Source organism: Sphingopyxis sp. GW821-FHT12C06 (assembly GCF_058807415.1).
Map to the genome: position 1 here is coordinate 456,177 of NZ_JBXAQR010000002.1, position 20,666 is coordinate 476,842.

The 20,666-nt window shown below is 63.5% G+C and carries 19 protein-coding genes; 13 read left to right on the forward strand and 6 right to left on the reverse strand.

Translation table 11 applies throughout. The features are described 5' to 3' along the window. The first annotated feature begins 48 nt into the window (after positions 1-48). From AC1RRJ_RS07585 to AC1RRJ_RS07595, 3 genes are read left to right on the forward strand one after another with little or no spacing between them, the layout of a single operon-like run. On the forward strand, positions 49-720 hold the full coding sequence (locus tag AC1RRJ_RS07585) for an RBBP9/YdeN family alpha/beta hydrolase (protein ID WP_493121140.1): 672 nt from the start codon (positions 49-51) through the stop codon (positions 718-720). Next, the gene (gene cysK / locus AC1RRJ_RS07590; protein WP_493121141.1) at positions 717-1,637 is read left to right on the forward strand and encodes a cysteine synthase A; all 921 of its coding nucleotides are present in this window, start codon (positions 717-719) and stop codon (positions 1,635-1,637) included. The genes AC1RRJ_RS07585 and cysK overlap by 4 nt, the downstream gene beginning before the upstream one ends. Positions 1,638-1,646: 9 nt before the next feature. Continuing rightward, complete coding sequence (locus tag AC1RRJ_RS07595) at positions 1,647-2,798, forward strand: cell wall hydrolase (protein ID WP_493121807.1); 1,152 nt, start codon at positions 1,647-1,649, stop codon at positions 2,796-2,798. A gap of 492 nt (positions 2,799-3,290) precedes the next feature. Here the strand turns inward: AC1RRJ_RS07595 and AC1RRJ_RS07600 are convergent, their stop codons facing one another. The 5 genes from AC1RRJ_RS07600 to AC1RRJ_RS07620 all read right to left on the reverse strand — a co-directional run bounded on the left by AC1RRJ_RS07600 (position 3,291) and on the right by AC1RRJ_RS07620 (position 9,166). Beyond that, complete coding sequence (locus AC1RRJ_RS07600; protein ID WP_493121142.1) at positions 3,291-4,430, reverse strand: zinc-binding dehydrogenase; 1,140 nt, start codon at positions 4,428-4,430, stop codon at positions 3,291-3,293. Positions 4,431-4,613: 183 nt separating this feature from the next. Further along, complete coding sequence (locus tag AC1RRJ_RS07605; protein WP_493121143.1) at positions 4,614-5,357, reverse strand: 3'(2'),5'-bisphosphate nucleotidase CysQ; 744 nt, start codon at positions 5,355-5,357, stop codon at positions 4,614-4,616. 1 nt (position 5,358) lies between these two features. After that, positions 5,359-7,275: a sulfate adenylyltransferase subunit CysN gene (cysN, locus tag AC1RRJ_RS07610; protein ID WP_493121144.1), complete on the reverse strand. Its 1,917-nt coding sequence runs from the start codon at positions 7,273-7,275 to the stop codon at positions 5,359-5,361. After that, complete coding sequence (cysD, locus tag AC1RRJ_RS07615; protein WP_088471155.1) at positions 7,275-8,180, reverse strand: sulfate adenylyltransferase subunit CysD; 906 nt, start codon at positions 8,178-8,180, stop codon at positions 7,275-7,277. The genes cysN and cysD overlap by 1 nt, the downstream gene beginning before the upstream one ends. 83 nt (positions 8,181-8,263) lie before the next feature. Beyond that, a complete protein-coding gene (locus AC1RRJ_RS07620) occupies positions 8,264-9,166 on the reverse strand; it encodes a LysR family transcriptional regulator (protein WP_493121145.1) in 903 nt (300 codons plus the stop codon). Positions 9,167-9,266: 100 nt separating this feature from the next. On the opposite strand from AC1RRJ_RS07620, the gene AC1RRJ_RS07625 reads away from it, so the two are divergent. The 4 genes from AC1RRJ_RS07625 to AC1RRJ_RS07640 are packed head-to-tail and all read left to right on the forward strand — an operon-like array spanning position 9,267 to position 11,486. Beyond that, the gene (locus tag AC1RRJ_RS07625; RefSeq protein ID WP_493121146.1) at positions 9,267-10,436 is read left to right on the forward strand and encodes an isovaleryl-CoA dehydrogenase; all 1,170 of its coding nucleotides are present in this window, start codon (positions 9,267-9,269) and stop codon (positions 10,434-10,436) included. Next, on the forward strand, positions 10,433-10,783 hold the full coding sequence (locus tag AC1RRJ_RS07630) for a hypothetical protein (RefSeq protein ID WP_493121147.1): 351 nt from the start codon (positions 10,433-10,435) through the stop codon (positions 10,781-10,783). Before AC1RRJ_RS07625 ends, AC1RRJ_RS07630 begins: the two co-directional genes overlap by 4 nt. Next, positions 10,780-11,205 carry a VOC family protein gene (locus AC1RRJ_RS07635; protein ID WP_493121148.1) on the forward strand — a complete coding sequence of 142 codons (426 nt, stop codon included), beginning with the start codon at positions 10,780-10,782 and terminating at the stop codon, positions 11,203-11,205. The genes AC1RRJ_RS07630 and AC1RRJ_RS07635 overlap by 4 nt, the downstream gene beginning before the upstream one ends. Then, the gene (locus AC1RRJ_RS07640) at positions 11,202-11,486 is read left to right on the forward strand and encodes a hypothetical protein (RefSeq protein WP_493121149.1); all 285 of its coding nucleotides are present in this window, start codon (positions 11,202-11,204) and stop codon (positions 11,484-11,486) included. Before AC1RRJ_RS07635 ends, AC1RRJ_RS07640 begins: the two co-directional genes overlap by 4 nt. Before the next feature lie 21 nt (positions 11,487-11,507). On the opposite strand, the gene AC1RRJ_RS07645 is transcribed toward AC1RRJ_RS07640, so the two are convergent. Continuing rightward, a complete protein-coding gene (locus AC1RRJ_RS07645; RefSeq protein ID WP_493121150.1) occupies positions 11,508-13,589 on the reverse strand; it encodes a M13 family metallopeptidase in 2,082 nt (693 codons plus the stop codon). A 203-nt stretch (positions 13,590-13,792) separates the two neighbouring features. Here AC1RRJ_RS07645 and AC1RRJ_RS07650 point away from each other — a divergent pair, with 203 nt between their 5' ends. From AC1RRJ_RS07650 to AC1RRJ_RS07675, 6 genes are read left to right on the forward strand one after another with little or no spacing between them, the layout of a single operon-like run. After that, entirely contained in the window at positions 13,793-15,397 is a 1,605-nt protein-coding gene (locus AC1RRJ_RS07650; protein WP_493121151.1) for an AbgT family transporter, read from the forward strand. Next, a complete protein-coding gene (locus AC1RRJ_RS07655) occupies positions 15,397-16,995 on the forward strand; it encodes a carboxyl transferase domain-containing protein (RefSeq protein WP_493121152.1) in 1,599 nt (532 codons plus the stop codon). Before AC1RRJ_RS07650 ends, AC1RRJ_RS07655 begins: the two co-directional genes overlap by 1 nt. Before the next feature lie 26 nt (positions 16,996-17,021). After that, positions 17,022-17,450, forward strand: coding sequence for a hypothetical protein (locus AC1RRJ_RS07660; RefSeq protein ID WP_493121153.1), 429 nt, complete (start codon positions 17,022-17,024; stop codon positions 17,448-17,450). A 12-nt stretch (positions 17,451-17,462) separates the two neighbouring features. Continuing rightward, positions 17,463-19,307 (forward strand): acetyl/propionyl/methylcrotonyl-CoA carboxylase subunit alpha, encoded by a 1,845-nt coding sequence (locus AC1RRJ_RS07665; RefSeq protein WP_493121154.1) that lies wholly within the window; start codon positions 17,463-17,465, stop codon positions 19,305-19,307. Further along, on the forward strand, positions 19,307-19,759 hold the full coding sequence (locus tag AC1RRJ_RS07670; protein WP_493121155.1) for a MaoC family dehydratase: 453 nt from the start codon (positions 19,307-19,309) through the stop codon (positions 19,757-19,759). Before AC1RRJ_RS07665 ends, AC1RRJ_RS07670 begins: the two co-directional genes overlap by 1 nt. Further along, a complete protein-coding gene (locus AC1RRJ_RS07675) occupies positions 19,759-20,610 on the forward strand; it encodes an HpcH/HpaI aldolase/citrate lyase family protein (protein WP_493121156.1) in 852 nt (283 codons plus the stop codon). Before AC1RRJ_RS07670 ends, AC1RRJ_RS07675 begins: the two co-directional genes overlap by 1 nt. Positions 20,611-20,666 lie beyond the last annotated feature (56 nt).

Consider the following 20,666-nt stretch of genomic DNA (forward strand, 5'->3'; position numbering starts at 1 on the left):
CACCCGTCACCACGGCTCCCCCTCACTCTCGACGACGGAGCGACCGCCATGCATGATACCACCATACGCCACAAAATCCTGACGATCCCGGGCCTGAACAACAGCGGGCCGACCCATTGGCAGAGCTTGTGGGAACATAAATTCTTCGCCTGCGAGCGAGTCGAACTCGGCCATTGGAACGAACCCGACAAGGATGAATGGGTCCGCCAGATTTCGGCCGCGATCGACGCCGAGGACGAGCCCGTGCTGATCGCGGCGCACAGCCTGGGCTGCCATGCCTTTGCGCACTGGTTCTCCGCCGCTGGCGGTTTCGCCCGATCGCGCATCGCTGGCGCGCTGCTCGTCGCGCCGCCAGACCTGTCACAACTTCGCCATGTTCCCCGGGTTGCAAGCTTTGCCGACGCGCCGTCTTTCACCTCGCGAACGCCGACGATCGTCGTCGCCAGCGACAATGACAGCTATGCAAAAACGGCACATGTCTGGCGTCTGTCGCGGCAATGGGACGCGCGTTTCGTCAACGCCGGGCCGTTCGGCCATATCAACGCCGACTCGGGCATAGGCGACTGGCCTTATGGACAGTATCTGCTGGCATCGTTACAACCTGTACCCACACCCGCCCTGGCGGACGAAGCGCAGTGGCTCCGCGCCGGAGACTGGCCCAATCGCTTCGCCCGGCGCGACCCCCGGCTCGAATATAAAGAAAGCGCGCACAGATCATGAAAGCCAATTCGATCCTCGAAACCATCGGAAACACGCCGCACATTCGTGTAGCCCGGCTGTTCCCCGACGCCGAAGTCTGGGTGAAGTCGGAGCGCAGCAATCCCGGTGGTTCGATCAAGGATCGGATCGGCCTTGCGATGATCGAGGCTGCCGAGAAAGACGGCAGCCTCCAGCCCGGCGGCACCATCGTCGAGCCGACGTCGGGGAATACCGGCATCGGCCTGGCGATGGCCGCGGCGGTCAAAGGCTATAAGCTCGTCCTCGTCATGCCCGAAAGCATGTCGGTCGAGCGCCGCCGTCTGATGCTCGCCTATGGCGCGACCTTTGACCTGACGCCGCGCGAAAAGGGCATGAAGGGCGCGATCGAGCGTGCGATCGAACTGGTCGAAACGACCCCCGGTGCATGGATGCCGCAGCAGTTCGAGAATGAGGCCAATGTCGAGGTTCATTTCCGCACCACCGGCCCCGAGATTCTGGCCGATTTCAAGGACACCCCGATCGACGCGCTGATCACCGGCGTCGGCACCGGCGGGCACATCACCGGGACGGCGCAGTTTCTGAAACAGCATTGGCCTGATCTGAAGGTGTTCGCAGTCGAACCGCTCGCATCGCCGGTGATTTCGGGCGGCCAGCCTGCTCCACACCCGATCCAGGGCATTGGCGCGGGCTTCATTCCGCGCAACCTGCACACCGACCTGCTCGACGGCGTGATCAAGGTCGACGCCGCCGATGCCAAGGATTTCGCGCGCCGAGCTGCGACCGAAGAAGGCATGCTGGTCGGCATCTCGTCGGGCGCCACGCTCGCCGCGATCGCGCAGAAGCTCGCCGAGCTGCCCGCGGGCAGTCGCGTCCTCGGTTTCAACTATGACACCGGCGAACGCTATCTGTCGGTCCCCGATTTCCTTCCGGAGATCTGAGACCCTGTGATGCGCCCCAATGGCGATCAAGCGACGTTGCCCCTGCGGCGCGACTGGACCGGCTGGACGTTTGTCCTGCTGGCCGTCGCGGCCGTTGCGGCGGTCCTCAACCTCAGCAATCCGACCGGACCCGATCGTTACGGGACTCGACCGCACCCGGTTGCGCCGCCCGCCGATGTCGTTCCGGAGGTGCTGCCCATGGAACTGGCGCCGATCGCCGAGGATGATGCGCGCGCGGCCAATGCCCGTATCCCGTTGGTCCTCAAGGGCTTTGTCGGAGCGCAACCCTTCAGCTATGCCGGCAATGGCGACAGCCGTGCCCGCGCGCGCGATTGTCTGGCGGCTGCGATGATTTACGAAGCCGGCGACGACACGCGCGGGCAGTTGTCGGTCGGTCAGGTCGTGATCAATCGGGCGCGGCACCCCGCCTTTCCCAAGTCGATCTGCGGCGTGGTATTTCAGGGTTCCGAACGCACGACCGGATGCCAGTTCACCTTTACCTGTGATGGCGCGCTGAATCGGCGTTATTCGGACGCGGCGTGGACGCGGGCACAGATGACGGCCGACCAGATGCTGGCCGGGAAGACCGACCCGACCGTCGGGCTCGCTACTCACTATCATACCGATTGGGTACGCCCCTATTGGAGCGACACGCTAGAGAAGATCGCGATCGTCGAAACGCATCTGTTCTTCCGTTGGCCCGGTTACTGGGGCACGCCCGGCGCGTTCCGCGGCGCGGTGTCGGGTAGCGACGCGCCGGTCGCCAAGATGGCGACGCTGTCGCCGCTGCACGCGGAAGCGCTGGGCTTGCCGACCGAGCTTGCTGGCGTCGATGCCAATGCCGCAGTGGGCGAAGCGCGCGTCGTGGTGGGCGCGGGTGAAGCGGCAGGACGCGACACTATCTATACCCAGCTCGACCGCAAAGCCGCGCCCGAGAGCTTTGTGACCACCGCGCTGCGGCTGTGCGGGGACAAGCCCTTTTGCAAGTTCATGGGCTGGACCAACCCGGTGCTGAAGCCCGACAGCGACGCAATGAACGACACGCAGCGCGCGGCGATGAGCTTTTCCTATCTGCGCGACGACAAGGCCGGGTTTGAAAAGGCGCTGTGGAATTGCAGCGAGTATAAGCGCGATGATGAGCGCCAGTGCATGAAGCGCTGATTTGAAAACGTCGGAATTCTGCGTAACTTCATTCTGAAATGCGTAGCGGCCACCTCTGGTCTGGACTTGGTTGGGGGCTAGGTTCACTCGCAAAAGGCAGGCGGACCCCGGATTAAGCCCGGGGTGACGAAGGTGGAGGCCGCTTGAGAAAAGTGACGGAAAACTGCGTAACTTCATTCGAGAAATGCTGTCACAGCATCCACAAAGCAACAAAAGCGACGGACGTTCGCATCGCATTTGTCTCTTTACGGTTAGCTCTCGCCCGTTGTTGCGAGCACAGCGAAACAATCTCTCGCCATCAACCTTCCGCAAGGCCAATGGCTGGAGATTGCTGCGTCGGCCCCTGTCCCTCACAATGATAAAGAGAGCGGCGGCGGTCCAAATGGTCCGGCCTTCCATCCATCAGGATGAAGCATAGCGGCGCCATGTAGGACAGCAATTTTTGAACTGGCGAACCCGTCGCTCTCCCTTCGCGGAGGCGACGGGCTACTTTCAGCCGTGCGGCTTGATCAGATATTTCTCGCCGGTGCGCTTCGCATTATAGGCCTGCGCCACGTCGAGCGACAGCGCGTCTGTCAGCGAGATTTCGTGGCTGTAGTGGCTTTTGAACGTCGTCGTCAGTTCGTCGATGACGCGTTTGCGGAGCCGCATGTTGGTTTCCATCCCGGCCTTTTGCAGGAAGGGCGTGAGGAGGAAGCCCGACAGCGACCAGGTCAGGCCGAAGCTGCGCGCCGAGAAGATCGTCGGCGACAGGTCGAGCGCGCCATAGATATAGACTTGTTTGAACGTGTCCGAGCCATAGCGGCTGTAGGTCGTCATGCGCTTGACCGCCGCAGCCTCCATCGCCGTCAGCACCTGTCCCGCCAGCTTACCGCCGCCGGTCGCGTCGAAGCCGATCGTCGCGCCGGTTTCGGCGATCGCATCGATCAGCCGCTCCATGAAGTCATCGGCGCTGCTGTTGACGATATATTTCGCGCCGAGGCCCTTGAGGAGTTCGACCTGCGCGTCGCTGCGCACGATGTTGACGAGCGGAATGCCGTCCTTGGCGCAGATTTTGACGAGCATCTGGCCGAGGTTCGATGCGGCCGCGGTGTGGACGATCGCGCTATGGCCTTCATTCTTCATCGTCTCGGTGAAGGCGAGACTGGTGAGCGGATTGACGAAGCAGGAGGCGCCGTCCTTCGGATCGGTTCCGTCGGGGAGCTGCATGCACATTTGCGCAGGCAGGCAGCGATATTCGGCATAGATTTCGCCGCCGATCAGCGCGACGGTCTTACCGAGCAGCGCCTGCGCCTCGGGCGACGATCCCGCCGCGACGACGGTGCCGCAGCCTTCGTTGCCGATCGCCAGCGCATCGCCGATGCGGCCGCCCATCGCGCGCATTGCCGGAGCGGGAATGTCGGCGGTGATGACGGGCAGGCCGTCGCGGGTCGAAGCGCGCGCGGTGGTCATGTCGGCGGCGCCGAACAGCAAGCCGAGGTCGGACGGGTTGATCGGGGTTGCGAGAATCTTGACCAGCACTTCGTGCGGCTGGGGCGTCGGCATCGGGCGGCGTTCGAGCGATACTTCCAGTTCGCCCTCGGGCTTGGCGAGGCTCAGCATGGTCAGGTTGGTGTCAGGCAGGTCGGTCATTGCGCTTCTCCCGTTTTCGGTTTCTTGATGCAACGGGTTACGCGAGAGATAAGCGCGTGACAATGGCGTGCCTGCCTATCTCTTCCCCGTTCGCATCGAGCGAAGTCGAGATGCCCCTCGGTACGGTAGGAGGCTGATGGGTGTCTCGACTTCGCTCGACACGAACGGGAGGAGAAGGTGGATTTAAGCGGGTGCATACTCCGCGGCCAGCCGCAGCGCCTCGTCGGCAAGCTCCTTCCGGCAGATCAGCAAGTCAGGCAGATAGGGGTTCGCATTATTGTAACGGATTGGCGATCCGTCGACGCGGCTGACGTGGAGCCCCGCCGCCTGCGCAACCGCCGCGGGGGCGCAATTGTCCCATTCATATTGGCCGCCGGTGTGGAGGTAGATGTCGGCCTCGCCGCGCACGACCGCCATCGCCTTGGCACCCGCCGAGCCCATGGCGAGCAATTCGGCGCCGATACGTTCGGCGACATGCACCGCCTCGGCAGCGGGGCGGGTGCGGCTGACCAGCATTTTCAGCGGCGTGTTCGCCGGGGCGAGCGGTGCGGGCGCTCCGGAGGTCAGCGTGATGCCGAGGCCGGGCAGCGCGACCGCACCGACGCTGGCGACACCATCGACCGCGAGCGCGACATGGACAGCCCAATCGCTGCGCTTCTCGCCATATTCGCGGGTGCCATCGAGCGGATCGACGATCCAGACGCGGCTGTGTGCGAGCCGCGCGGCGCTGTCCTTTTCCTCTTCGGACAGGACGGCATCGTCGGGACGCGCGGCGCGCAGTTCGCGGCACAGCATGGCGTTGGCGGCTTCGTCGCCCGCCTGCCCCAACGCCTTGCCCTCGAGACCGCCCTTTGCCTGCAGGTCGAGCAAAATCTGCCCCGCCGCCGTGGCGAGCCGTTCGGCGAGCTGTTCGTCACTCTCGCTCATATCAACCGAGCAGCCGGTCGATGATCAGGTCGGCGGCCTGATCGGGGGTCATTGTGGTCGTATCGATACGAATTTCGGGACTCTCGGGCGCCTCATAGGGGCTGTCGATGCCGGTGAAATTCTTGAGCTGTCCGGCGCGTGCCTTTTTGTAGAGGCCTTTGACGTCGCGCTTCTCCGCCTCGGCGAGCGGCGTGTCGATAAACACCTCGATAAACTCGCTTTCGGGCAGCATCGCGCGCACCATATCGCGCTCGACCCGGAAAGGCGAGATGAAGGCGGTGATCACGATCAGTCCGGCATCGGTCATCAGCTTGGCGACTTCACCGACGCGGCGGATATTCTCGATCCGGTCGGCCTCGGTAAAGCCGAGGTCGCGGTTGAGCCCATGGCGGACATTGTCGCCGTCGAGCAGGAAGCTGTGCCGGTTCATCCGGTGCAGCCGCTTTTCGACGAGATTGGCGATCGTCGACTTGCCCGATCCCGACAGGCCGGTGAACCAGAGCAAAGCGGGCTTCTGGTTCTTCAGATTCGCGCGCATGTCGCGGCTGATGTCGGTCGCCTGCCAATGGACGTTCTGCGCGCGGCGCAGGCTGAAGTGCAGCATCCCCGCCGCGACGGTCGCGTTGGTGAGCTTGTCGATCAGGATGAAGCCGCCGAGCGTGCGGTTGTCGCCATAGGCTTCGAACACGATCGGCTTGTCGGTGCTGAGTTCGACGACGCCGATGCCGTTGAGTTCGAGCGTCTTGGCCGCGAGATGGTCGAGCGTGTTGACGTTGATCTCGTACTTCGGCGGCTGGATTGTCGCCGAAACGCTCTGCGTCGCGAGTTTGAGCCAATAAGCGCGGCCCGCGATCATCGCCTCGTCGGCCATCCACACGAGCGTCGCTTCGAACTGGTCGGCGGCCTCGGGCGGCGTGTCGGCAATGGCGATCACGTCGCCGCGCGAGCAATCGACTTCGTCGGCCAGCGTCAGCGTGATCGACTGGCCGGCGACGGCTTCGTCGAGGTCGCCGCCCTGTGTCACGATACGGCTGACCGTCGTCGTCTTGCCGCTGGGCAGGATGCGGACCGCGTCGCCGGGTTTCACCGTTCCGCTGGCGATCTGACCCGAAAAGCCCCGGAAATCGAGGTTGGGTCGGTTGACCCACTGGACCGGCAGGCGAAACGGCTTGGCTTCATCGTCGCTGACCGCGACGTCGACATTTTCGAGATGTTCGATCAGCGCGGGGCCCTTGAACCACGGCGTATTGTCCGACAGCGCGGTGATATTGTCGCCCTTGAACCCCGAAATCGGGATCGGGGTAAAGTGGGTAATGCCGATTTCGGTCGCGAAGGCGCGGTACGACAGCACGATGCGCTCAAAGACGGCCTTGTCGTAACCGACGAGGTCCATCTTGTTCACCGCGAGCACGATATGCTTGATGCCGATGAGGTGCGCGAGGAAACTGTGGCGGCGTGTCTGGGTCAGCACACCCTTGCGCGCGTCGATCAGGATGACCGCAAGATCGGCGGTCGACGCACCAGTGACCATGTTGCGCGTATACTGTTCATGGCCGGGCGTGTCGGCGACGATGAACTTGCGCTTCTCGGTCGTGAAAAAGCGATAGGCGACGTCGATCGTGATCCCCTGCTCGCGCTCGGCGGCGAGACCGTCGACGAGGAGGGCGAAGTCGATCTCGCCGCCCTGCGTGCCGACGCGCTTGCTGTCGGCCTCGAGCGCGGTGAGCTGATCCTCGAAGATCATCTTGCTGTCGTAGAGCAGCCGTCCGATCAGCGTCGATTTGCCGTCGTCGACCGATCCGCAGGTGATGAAGCGGAGCAGCGACTTTTGCTGATGCTGCGCGAGATAGGCGTCGATATCCTCGGCGATGAGCGCGTCGGTGACGTAGACCGGATCGTTTTCGGAAGGATTTGGCATCAGAAATACCCCTCCTGCTTCTTCTTCTCCATCGACCCGTCGCCGGCATCCTTGTCGATCGCGCGGCCTTGCCGCTCGCTGGTGGTGGTGAGGAGCATTTCCTGGATCACTTCGGAAAGGGTCGTCGCCTCGCTCTCGACCGCACCGGTCAGCGGGTAGCAACCGAGGGTGCGGAAGCGGATCGAACGCTCTACCGGGGTTTCGCCGGGCAGCAGCGGGAAGCGGTCGTCGTCGACCATCAAGAGCAGGCCATCACGCTCGACCGTCGGGCGCGGCGCGGCGAAATAGAGCGGGACGATCGGGATATTCTCGCGGGCGATATATTGCCAGATATCGAGCTCGGTCCAGTTGCTGATCGGGAAGACGCGGATGCTCTCGCCCTTCGCTTTCCGGGCATTGTAGAGGTTCCAGAGCTCGGGCCGCTGGCGTTTCGGGTCCCAGCCGTGCGACGCGGTGCGGAAAGAGAAGATGCGCTCTTTCGCGCGGCTCTTTTCCTCGTCGCGGCGGGCGCCGCCAAAGGCGACGTCGAAACCATATTTGTCGAGCGCCTGCTTCAGCCCCTCGGTCTTCCACATATCGGTGTGGAGCGGGCCGTGGTCGAACGGGTTGATCCCGCGCTCCTTCGCCTCGGGGTTCTGATAGACGAGCAATTCCATCCCGCTTTCGGCCGCCATGCGGTCGCGCAGCTCGTACATCGCCTGAAACTTCCACGTCGTGTCGACGTGGAGCAGCGGAAACGGCGGCGGCGAGGGATAGAAGGCCTTGCGGGCGAGATGCAGCATCACGGCGCTATCCTTGCCGACGCTGTACAGCATCACCGGATTGGCCGCGTCGGCCATCACTTCGCGCATGATATGAATGCTCTCGGCCTCCAGCCGGTCGAGATGGGTCAGCGTATCGATCATGTCCCCGCCCTAGCCGCGCGCCGAAGCGCCAAGCAAACTGTATGGCCTTTTGCCCATGCAAGCCAGACTTGCAGGGCCAGATGTCATGCCGCGATGTCGACTTTGGTTTCACGCCATTCGGCGGCGATGCTTTTGATCGTTTCGAATGCGTGGGCCAGCCGGGGCTCGACCTCGGGAAGCGCGGCCCATCCCGGATCGACGACGAGCCCCAGTTCGCGCCGGAAATCATAGCCAGTGACTTTCAGCGGGACGATCCCGTCGATCGCGAGCGAAACGGGCGCCGTCGTAATGCCGATGCCCGCGGCGACCATGGCGAGGCAGCGATCGTCGCTGTCGCTGCGCAGCGCAAAGCGCGGGCGCACACCGTGGCGGGTGAAGAAGCGGCTTGTCGCGTCGAGATATTCGCACGAACGGCGCGCGATCATCGTTTCGGCGGCCAGTTCTTCGGGCGCGACCTCGATCCGGCCTGCCAGCGGATGATCGGCCGCGACGAACATCGTCAGCGGCTCCTCATAGAGCGACAGGATATGGCCGCCGCCCTCGCCCGCCCGCAGCGGGAGCAAGGCGATGTTGATGCGACCGCTGCCGATCGCAGCGCGCAATTCGGAATCGCCGTTTTCAACGAGCTCGATCGTGAAGCCCGGTCGCAGCGCCGCGACGATCGCGTGAAGCAGTTCACCCGAAACCGAGCGGATGATGCCGAGCTTGAGTTCGCTCGCGCGGTTGTCGGTGTCGCGGCCGAAGCCGTCAGCGGCGCGAAAGCCGCGCTCAAGGTCGCGGGCGATCGGCAGGAAGCGCCCGCCCGCTTCGGTCAGCCTTATCTGGCGACGGTTGCGGATGAAGAGCGGCATGCCGACGAGCTTTTCCAGCTCGGCGATGCCGGTCGACAGCGCCGGCTGGGTGACGCGGATGCGCAATGCCGCCTGCGTAAAGCTGCCGGCATCGACGACGGCGAGGAACTGGCGGATATGGGCGCGCTTAATCATAAATTTTGCTTATGCTAAATCTCCAATCGTTTCAATTTCCATATGCTGACATTTTGATGCAGTATCGCGCCCTGTCCTGCCCTCGATCGATAGGTTTCCCATGCGCGCCACCCCCGATTTCGACTTCGCCCTTGGCGAAACCGCCGACATGATCCGCGACACCACCGCCCGCTTCGCCGACGAACAGATTGCGCCGCTCGCCGCCAAGGCCGATGCCGACGACTGGTTCCCGCGCGACGAATTATGGACGCAGATGGGCGAACTTGGCCTTCACGGCATCACCGTCGAGGAAGAATGGGGCGGTCTTGGCCTCGGCTATCTCGAGCATGTCATCGCGGTCGAGGAAGTGAGCCGCGCGAGCGGTGCCATCGGCCTCTCCTATGGCGCGCATTCCAACCTGTGCGTCAACCAGATCCGCCGCTGGGGCAATGCCGAGCAGAAGGCGAAATATCTGCCCAAGCTGATCAGCGGCGAACATGTCGGCAGCCTTGCGATGTCCGAAGCGGGTGCGGGCAGCGATGTCGTGTCGATGAAGCTGAAGGCCGAGAAGACGGCCAATGGCTATCTTCTCAACGGCACCAAATTCTGGATCACCAACGCGACCTGCGCCGACACTTTGGTCGTCTATGCGAAGACCAGCCCCGAGGCTGGATCGCGCGGGATCACGGCTTTCCTGATCGAAAAGGATATGCCGGGGTTCAGCATCGGACAAAAGATCGACAAGGTCGGCATGCGTGGCTCCCCCACCGCCGAACTGGTCTTCACCGATTGCGAAGTCAGCGAAGAGCAGGTGATCGGGCCGCAGAATGGCGGCGTCGGCGTGCTGATGTCGGGGCTCGACTATGAGCGCGTCGTGCTCGCGGGGCTTCAGCTCGGGATCATGCAGGCGTGCCTCGACACCGTCATTCCCTATGTTCGCGACCGCAAGCAGTTCGGCAAGCCGATCGGCTCGTTCCAGCTGATGCAGGCGAAGGTCGCCGACATGTATGTCGCGCTCCAGTCGGCGCGCTCCTATGTCTATAATGTCGCCAAAGCATGCGACGCGGGCCAGACGACGCGCTTCGACGCCGCGGGTTGTATCCTGCTCGCAAGCGAAAGCGCCGTGAAGGTCGCGGGCGAAGCGATCCAGGCGCTCGGCGGTGCGGGCTACACCAAGGACTGGCCGGTCGAGCGTTACTGGCGCGATGCCAAGCTGCTCGACATCGGCGCGGGCACCAACGAAATCCGCCGCATGCTGATCGGCCGCGAACTCATTGGCGCCGGCGCGTGATCTGGCTGTGGCTGTCGGCCGCCTTCATGGTGACGACGGCCGCCGTCCACGGATTTCTGGGTGAAAAGCGTCTTATCAAGCCGCTAATGATGCTCGATCAGGGCATCATGGGCGTCGATCTGGCGCGCAGGGTTTTCCGCTTCGCATGGTACGCCATGTCGGTGCTGATGCTCGTTTCGGCAGCGGTCGTCGTATGGCCGGGCAGCCCGCGCGGGTTGATCCTGCTGACGGGCTGCGCATGGACCGGTGTCGGGCTGTTCGATGCCGTCTATACGCGCGGACGCCACATCGGCTGGCCGGTCCTGACCGCATCGGGCATGTTCGCGATATTGGGCGCCACAGCATGAGTACGCGCGGCCTTGTCCACCATATCGACCTCACCGTCAGCGACCTTGTCCGCTCACGCGCCTTCTATGAAGTCGTGCTCGGCTTTCTCGGCTACCGGCGCTCTGCCGATCATGACAATGGTAGCGACTGGGACCGCGTCGGGGAGCCTTTCCACTCGATCGGAATCCTGAAGGCCCGCGACGAGGGGGCGATGCGAACGCACGACCGCACTTCGCCCGGTCTCCATCACCTCGCCTGGACAAGCGACAGCCGCGAGGATGTCGACAGGCTGCACGCTTTGTTGATCGAGCTCGGGGCAACGATCCTTGACGCGCCTGCCGACTATCCGCGCTATGGCCCCGAATATTACGCCATATTCTTTGCTGATCCCGACGGGATGAAACTGGAATATGTCTGTGGCGCGACGGCGAACGCGCCATGAACGAGACGCTGCTCGATGCCCTGCAATATTATGGCGCGGCGGCGGCGACACTTGCTGCGCTGATGGTGTCGCTGAACCGCGGCGAGCGCTGGAATGGCTGGGCGTTCGTTATTTTCGTGACGAGCAGCCTTGCGCTGATTGCGTGGGGTTTCCTGCAGTCCGACAGCGAAGGCATCGGCTGGCAGAATGTCGCGTTGCTGGGGATCAATCTGGTTGGCGTCTATAGCCATCTGATCCGCAAGAAACCCGCGAGTTCCGCGGACGAAGGCGGGGCAAAATAATTGCCCCGCCCCGCCGTTTCATCATCCCCAGACGCGAACGCGCTTGTCGGGCGCGAGGTAGAGCTTGTCACCTTCCTTGACGTCGAACGCCTTGTACCAGGCGTCGAGGTTGCGGACAGTGAGCGCGCGGTAGTTTCCGGGCGCATGGCCATCGGTCGCGACGCGCTGGCGCAGCGCTTCGTCGCGCATCTTGGTCGCCCAGGTCTGCGCATAGGCGATGAAGAAGCGCTGGTCACCGGTGAAGCCGTCGATCACCGGGGCTTCCTTGCCCTTCAGCGAGGCGCGATAGGCATCATAAGAGGCCTGCAACCCCGCGACGTCGGCGATATTCTCACCCAGCGTCAGCTTGCCGTTCACGGCGAGGTCGGGGAACGGCTTGTACGTGTCGTACTGGGCCGCCAGCGCGGCGCCGGCTTCGTCGAACTTCTTCAGATCGGCGGCCGTCCACCAGTTGCGCAGCGCGCCAGTGGAATCGAACGCCGCGCCATTGTTGTCGAAGCTGTGGCTGATCTCGTGCCCGATGACCGCACCGATCGCACCGAAATTATAGGCGGGATCGGCCTTGGCGTTGAAGAAAGGCACCTGCAGGATCGCGGCGGGGAAGTTCAGCGCGTTCTGGACCGGCAGGTTGACGGCGTTGACCGTCTGCGGAACCATCCACCATTCCTTCTTGTCCATCGGCTTGCCGATCTTGGCGAGTTGATGAGCATATTCGGCTTGCTCGCCCGCGACGGTATTAGCGTAGGCGTTGGCAGCGCTGACCGTGTAGCTGCCATAGTCACGCCACGTGTCGGGATAGCCGACGCCGACGGCGATCGTCTCGACCTTCTTGATCGCTTCCTTCTTGGTTTCGGGGGCCATCCAGTCGATCGTCTCGACGCGCTTGGCGAAGGCCGCCTTGATGCCGGTGACCATGTCACCGACTTCGGCCTTGGCCGACGCCGGGAAATATTTGTCGGCGTAAACGCGGCCGACCGAGTCCCCGAGGTAGATATTCAGCGCGTCGAGCGCGCGCTTGTCGCGGCTGCGCTGCTGCGGTGTGCCCGAAAGCGTCGTGCCGTAAAACGCGAAATGCGCGTTATCGAGCGCGGTCGGCAGCACGTCGCTGTGGGTGTTGATCTGATGGAACGCCAGCCAGTCTTTCCACGCATCGAGCGGCTGCGACGCCACCAGCGCCGACAGGCCGGTGATCGCGCCCGCATGATAGGCGCCGAACTTCGCCGCACCATCGAGCTTCGCGGCGCCGAAGAAGGCGCTCCAGTCCATTCCGGGCGCCTTCTTCGCGAAGTCGTCCTTCGTCCACACGCCCGCCGACTGGGCGAAATCCTCGCTCTGTTCGCGGGTAAGATGCGCCTTGGCGATCTGGACTTCCAGATCATAGATGCGCTTCGCCTTGGTCGCGGCGTCGGCGATGCCCGCAGCGGTCAGCAGCTTGGCGATATAAGCCTGATAGGCGGTGCGAATGCTCGCCATCTTCGGATCGGCCGAAAGATAATATTCGCGCTCGGGAAGTCCGAGACCGCCCTGAAGCATATAGGGGATCACCTCGCCCGGCGTCGCCAGCCCTTGGGTCACGAAGATGCCGAACAGATTTTCGGTGTTATAGTCGGTCGCGTTCAGCGGATCGACGTCGGCGCGAACCTGCTCGCCCAAAACCTTCGACAGCGCCGTCTTGTCGGTGATCGCATCAAAGCGTGCGAGGTCGGCCGCGACGGGCTTGAGCCCCGCGGCATCGATAGCCTTGGTGTCGGTATAGGCCTTGTAGAAGGCGGCGATGCGGCCTTCGTCGGTGTCGGGCTTGGCGTCGCCCTTGACGATCGCATCGACCAGTTCGCGGGTGCGCTTCTCGGTTTCGAGGAACGCCGTGTAGAAGGCGCCGGTCGACGAGCGGTCGGCGGGAATTTCGGTGGCCTTCTGCCAGCTGCCGTTCGCATAGGCGTAGAAATCGTCGCCGGGCTTCACGGCCGTATCCATCGCGGCCTTGCTGATGCCCAGCTCGGTGCCGACAGTGTAGGTCGCTTCCTTGTCGGCGCTGGTGCAGGCGACGGGGCCAGCGACGATCGCGGCGGTGGACAGAAGGATCGCGTAGATAGGGTTCTTCATGGATCAAAGGCCTCGCTGACTTCGGGATGGCGAATGAATAGGCCCCTGCCCATCTGGTTTCAATGCCAACCAGTTTCTTCGTCGGGCGGCGCTTTCCCTTCGACGAACGACTCGTTAGTTCCGCGCATGAACAGAAGGAATTTCGTCATGCGTGCCCGTTTTCAAGCCTTTAACAACAACCCCATGCGCCGGGAGATTCGCGCATGAGCGGCGACACTCCCCGCCCCGACCGCCAGCGCGGTTTTCTGGGTTTCGTCGAGCGCGCGGGCAATCTGTTGCCCGACCCGACGATCATCTTCATCTATCTGATCGTCGTGCTGATGCTCGTCTCGGCGCTTGGCGAGGCGATGGGCTGGTCGGCGTCGCTATCTTATCCCGGCGAAAAAGCGCCCGAGCATGCCGAGCTTGCCAATGGCGTACTGACCTATCGCGCGTCGAACCTCTTTTCCGAAGAGAATATCGCACGGCTGTTCACCGAAATGCCGCGAACGTTCGCGAGCTTCGCGCCGCTTGGTCTGGTGCTGACGATCATGATGGGCGCCGCGGTCGCCGAACGGTCGGGGCTGTTCTCGGCACTGATCCGCGGTTCGCTGCGCAACGCGCGCAAGTCGCTGCTGACCCCGATCGTCGCGATCATCGGCATGGTGTCGCACCATGCGTCGGACGCGGCCTATGTCGTCTTCATCCCGCTCGCGGCGATCACCTTCGCGATCGTCGGGCGGCACCCGCTTGCGGGTCTCGCCGCCGCCTTCGCCGCAGTGTCGGGCGGTTATGCCGGCAATGTGATGCCGGGGCAGATCGACGTGCTGCTGTTCGGCTTTACGCAGGAAGCGGCGCGGATCGTCGAGCCGGGCTGGACGATGAACCCGCTGGGCAACTGGTATTTCATCCTCGGGATTGTGATCCTGTTCACCCCGATCATCTGGTTTGTCACCGACCGCATCGTCGAACCGCGGCTGGGCACCTGGAACGGCATCGTCGATGCCGAACTTCGCGCCGACCTCGACAAGGCCGAGCTGACTCCGGACGAACGCAAGGGGCTGCGCCGCGCGGGGCTGACCGCGCTGTTAATCGTCGCTGCCTTCGCCGCGCTGGCGCTGTGGCCAGGCTATACGCCTTTCATCAACGAAGAGGCCGAGGGGACGGCGCGACTGCAGCCGCTTTATGCGTCGCTGATTGCGGGCTTCTTCCTGCTCTTCCTCCTCACCGGCACCGCCTTTGGCCGTGCGGCAGGGACGATCAAATCGGCCGCCGACGTGATGGACATGATGCAGCATGGGGTGCGGACGATGGCGCCCTATCTGGTCTTCGTCTTCTTCGCCGCGCATTTCGTAGCGATGTTCAACTGGTCGCGGATCGGCCCGATCATCGCGATCAACGGCGCCGAGGCACTCGCCGAAATGGCGCTGCCGCCCGCGCTGCTGCTTGTCAGCGTGCTGTTGCTATCGTCCTTCCTCGATCTGTTCATCGGGTCGGCGTCGGCGAAGTGGAGCGCGCTCTCGCCCGTCGTTGTGCCGATGTTCATGCTGCTTGGCATCAGCCCCGAAATGACCACCGCCGCCTATCGCATGGGCGACAGCTACACCAATATCATGACCCCGCTGATGAGCTATTTCCCGCTGATCCTCGCGTTCAGTCAACGGTGGGATCGCTCGATGGGGGTCGGCTCGCTGCTTGCGCTCATGTTGCCCTATGCGCTCTGTTTCATGGCGATGGGGATCGCGATGACGGTCGCGTGGGTCGGTTTCGACCTGCCGCTCGGGCCTGGCGCTCAAGTTCACTATACCATCCCTGTGGAGACAAAATAATGTCCGCTCCGGTCCTGCCGACCCAGTATAATCCTGAAGATCCGGCGTCGCATGTGCGCGTCACGCATAATCGTGCGCTCAAAGACGCGCTGTGGGCGAAGGTCGCCGAAGCGGCGCTCGGCGGCAATGAAAAGTCGCGCGAGCGGCACACCAGCCGCGGCAAATTGCTCCCGCGCGAGCGCGTCGAGCGGCTGCTCGACCCCGGTTCGCCTTTCCTCGAGATCGGCCAGCTGGCCGCGAATGATCTCTATGGCGGTGAAATTCCGGGCGCGGGGCTGATCTGCGGGATCGGGCAGGTGTCGGGGCGCCAGTGCATGATCGTGTGCAACGATGCGACGGTGAAGGGCGGCACTTACTATCCGATGACGGTGAAGAAGCATCTTCGCGCGCAGGAGATTGCGCTGGAAAACCGCCTGCCGTGCATCTACCTCGTCGACAGCGGCGGCGCGAACCTGCCGCATCAGGATCAGGTGTTTCCCGACCGCGACCATTTCGGCCGCATCTTCTTCAATCAGGCGAATATGTCGGCGCGGCGCATTCCGCAGATCGCCTGCGTGATGGGAAGCTGCACCGCAGGCGGCGCCTATGTCCCCGCGATGAGCGACGAGACGGTGATCGTGCGCAGTCAGGGCACGATCTTCCTGGCCGGGCCGCCGCTGGTGAAGGCCGCGACGGGCGAGGAAATCAGCGCCGAGGATCTGGGCGGCGGCGACCTGCACGCGAAGAAGTCGGGCGTCGTCGATCACCTTGCGGAGAATGACGAGCATGCGCTGACGATCGTGCGCGATATCGTCAGCCATCTGGGTGCCGACACGGGGTTCGAGGTCGCGTTGAAAGACCCGCGCCCACCCAAATATGCTGGCGAGGAATTGTACGGCGTCATCCCCGACGACGTTCGCGCGCCCTACGACGTCCACGAAGTGATCGCGCGCATCGTCGACGGCAGCGAGTTTCACGAGTTCAAGGCCAACTACGGCAGCACGCTCGTCTGCGGCTTCGCGCATATCTGGGGCATCCCGGTCGCGATCCTCGCGAACAATGGCGTGTTGTTCAGCGAGAGTGCGGTCAAGGGCGCGCATTTCATCGAACTGGCGCAGCAGCGCCGTATCCCCCTGCTCTTCCTTCAGAATATCTCGGGCTTCATGGTTGGCGGAAAATATGAGGCCGAAGGCATCGCCAAGCATGGCGCGAAGCTGGTGACTGCAGTCGCGACCGCGACGGTGCCGAAAATCACGGTACTGATCGGCGGCAGCTTTGGCGCGGGCAACTACGGCATGTGCGGGCGGGCCTATAGCCCCCGCTTCCTCTTCACCTGGCCCAATGCGCGGATCAGCGTGATGGGCGGCGAACAGGCCGCATCGGTGCTCGCCACCGTCCACCGCGACGCCGACAAATGGACGCCCGAGGAGGCCGAAGCCTTCAAGGCGCCGATCCGCCAGAAATATGAGGATGAGGGCAATCCCTATCACGCCACCGCGCGCCTGTGGGACGATGGCATCATCGACCCCGCACAGACCCGCGACGTGTTGGGGCTCGCCTTTTCCGCAACGCTGAACGCCCCGATCGAAGATCGCGGCTTCGGCGTGTTCAGGATGTGATGACGATGTTTCGTTTCTGGAAATCGGTGCTTCCCGCCCTGCTGTCAGGATATCTGGGCGCTGTGCCGCTTGCGGCTCACGCCGCTCCGGCGCCCGCGTTCACGCCGGCCAAGCTAACCATCGTTACGACCGACGGGCTCAGTCGGGAAACTGACGTGCGCAGCGTGCAGCAGCTCAAAAAGGCCATTCGGCCCTGCTTGGGCAGGGTTCAGTGCGAAGAGATCAGCGTCGAAACCTGCGATCGATGCTTTATGACGGCCGAAGCCGTCCTTGGCGGATATCTCATCCAGTCGCGGTCGGGGCCACCCGGACCGCTCTATGATCTGATCGACGACAGGTCCGGGCGACAAAACACCGCGACGTTCAGCTTGAAAGATCTCACGACCATTTTTGTCGATTATCTGACCGACCGAAAAACTATTCCGCTGGCCTGGCGCGACACCGGACAGATTTGAAAGGCGCATTCCATGATCAACTCTCTCCTCATCGCCAATCGCGGCGAAATCGCCTGCCGTATCATCCGCACTGCGCGCGAGATGGGTATCCGTACCGTCGCGGTTTATTCGGACGCCGACGCCACGGCGCTGCACGTCCAGCAAGCCGACGAGGCGGTGCATATCGGCCCGTCGCCGGCGCGTGAATCCTATCTGATCGGTGACAAGATCATCGCCGCCGCCAAGGCGACCGGGGCAGAGGCGATCCATCCGGGTTACGGCTTCCTCTCCGAGAACGCCGAGTTCGCGCAGGCCGTGATTGATGCGGGCCTCGTGTGGGTCGGGCCCAAGCCCTCCTCGATCACCGCAATGGGGCTGAAGGATGCCGCGAAGAAGCTGATGACCGATGCGGGCGTTCCCGTGACGCCCGGCTATATGGGCGAAAATCAGGACCCCGCCTTCCTCGCCGAACGGGCGGGCGAAATCGGTTATCCGGTGCTGATCAAGGCGGTCGCTGGCGGCGGCGGCAAAGGGATGCGCAAGGTCGATGCAGCAGGCGATTTCATCGATGCGCTCGCGTCGTGCCAGCGTGAGGCCGCGGCGTCGTTCGGCAACGATCATGTGTTGATCGAAAAATATATCCTGACCCCGCGCCATATCGAGGTGCAGGTGTTCGGCGACACCCATGGCAATGTCGTGCATCTGTTCGAACGCGATTGCTCGCTGCAACGCCGCCACCAGAAGGTGATCGAGGAAGCCCCTGCCCCCGGCATGGACGAGGTGACGCGCGAGGCGCTTTGCGCCGCCGCAGTGCGCGCCGCACAGGCGGTCGACTATGTCGGCGCCGGCACGATCGAGTTTATCGCCGACGCCAGTGAGGGCCTGCGCGCCGATCGCATCTGGTTCATGGAGATGAACACGCGGCTTCAGGTCGAGCATCCGGTGACCGAGGAAATCACGGGGGTCGATCTGGTCGAATGGCAGCTGCGCGTCGCATCGGGTGAACCGTTGCCGCTGGCACAGGATGAGCTCGGCATCGACGGCTGGGCGATGGAAGCGCGGCTTTATGCCGAAGATCCCGCCAAGGGCTTCCTGCCGAGCATCGGCACGCTCGAACTGTTCCAGCTGTCCGAAGCCGACGGCGGGCGGATCGACACCGGCGTCTATGAAGGCGGCGCGGTTTCGCCCTTTTACGACCCGATGATCGCCAAGCTGATTGCCTATGGCACAGATCGCGAAGAGGCGCGGTTGACGCTGTCCGAAATGCTGGAAGATAGCGCTGTCTGGCCGGTGAAGACCAATTCGGCCTTCCTGATCAACGCGCTGGAGCATCCCGATTTCGTCGCGGGGACCGTCGACACCGGGCTGATCGGCCGCGATGGCGACGCGATGACCGCCGAACCGATGCCGTCGGCGCAGGCGCTGACCAATGCCGCGATGGCGCTGGTTCCGCGGTCGTTGCAGGCGGGTTTCCGCCTCAACGCCCCCGATGTTCGTAGCGCGCCCTTCCTGCTCGACGGCAAGCGCGTCGAGGTCGATTTGCACGGTCCCGGTGCGGAAGAGATCGCGCCCGCAATGCTCGTCGCCGAGAAGGGCGCGGTGTGGCAATTGTCGCCCTGGCGCGCCGAAGGTGGCGCTGGTGGAGCGGCCGGTGACGGCGCAATCCTTTCGCCGATGCCGGGCAAGGTCATCGCGGTCGAAGTTGCGGCGGGTGATATCGTGACCAAGGGGCAGAAATTGCTGACGCTTGAGGCGATGAAAATGGAGCATAGCCTGACCGCGCCGTTCGACGGGGTGGTGGCCGAGCTCAATGTCACGGCCGGGACGCAGGTGCAGGTCGAGGCGTTGCTGGTGCGGATCGAGAAGGAAGAAGGTTGATGGCTGGCAAATATTTCGACGAATGGACCATCGGCGACACGCTGGAGCATGACATCCGGCGCACGGTGACCGAGACCGACAATCTGTTGTTCACGGTGATGACGCATAATCCGCAGCCCCTGCACCTTGATGCCGAGGCGGCGAAGGCGTCGGAATTCGGCCAGATTCTCGTCAATGGCACCTTCACTTTCAGCCTGATGGTCGGGCTGTCGGTCGGCGATACGACGCTGGGGACGCTGGTCGCCAACCTCGGTTACGACAAGCTGGTGATGCCCAAACCGGTGTTCATCGGCGACACGCTTCGTGCCGAAACCGAGGTCGTCGGTCTCAAAGAATCGAAATCGCGGCCGAATGCGGGTATCGTGACCTTTCTTCACCGCTGCCTCAACCAGCGCGGCGAAATCGTCTGCCAGTGCGAACGGTCTGCACTGCTCAAAAAGAAAGCCGCCTGATGCGCCTTCGATCCCTGCTTTTCGTCCCCGGCGACCGGCCCGAGCGCTTTGCCAAGGCTGCCGCGTCGGGCGCCGACGCGATCATCCTCGACCTCGAAGACTCGGTGTCTCCTGCAAACAAGGACGCGGCCCGCCACGCGGTCGCCGACTATCTGGCGGGCGACCGCGAGGTCGTGACGCTGGTGCGGATCAACCCGCTCGACGGCCATATGGCGGCGGCCGATATTGCGGCGGTCATCGGCGGCCGACCCGACGCGATCATGCTGCCCAAGGCCGAGGGCGCGGCGAGCATCGCGCAGCTTGACCTCATCCTGCGCAGCGAGAGCGCCGCCGATGCTTCGCTGCCCGCGATCCTGCCGATCGCGACCGAAACGCCGTCGGCGATCTTCACCCTCGGCAGCTATCGCGAGACGAAGGATCGTTTGCTCGGGCTGACCTGGGGCGCCGAGGATTTGCCCGCCGCAATCGGCGCTTCGACCAGCCGCAATCCCGACGGCAGCTATACCCAGCCCTATGAGGTCGCGCGCTCGCTGACGCTGTTCGCGGCGCATGGCGCCGGGGTGGCCGCAATCGATACCGTGTTTCCGGCGATCAAGGACGAGGCGGGGCTTGTCGCCTATGCCGCTCGAGCGCGACGCGACGGCTTTACGGGCATGATGGCAATCCATCCGTCGCAGGTCGAACCGATCAATGCTGCCTTCACGCCTGCCGCCGAAGAGGTCGCGCGGGCGCAGGCGATCGTCGATGCCTTTGCCGCCAATCCCGGCGTCGGGGTACTGCAGGTCGATGGCAAGATGGTCGATGCCCCGCATCTGAAACAGGCGCAGCATTTGTTGTCGCTGGCGGATTAAGGCCCTACCCCGTCAGTTCGTGTCGAGCGAAGTCGAGACACCGGTAGGAATAGTGT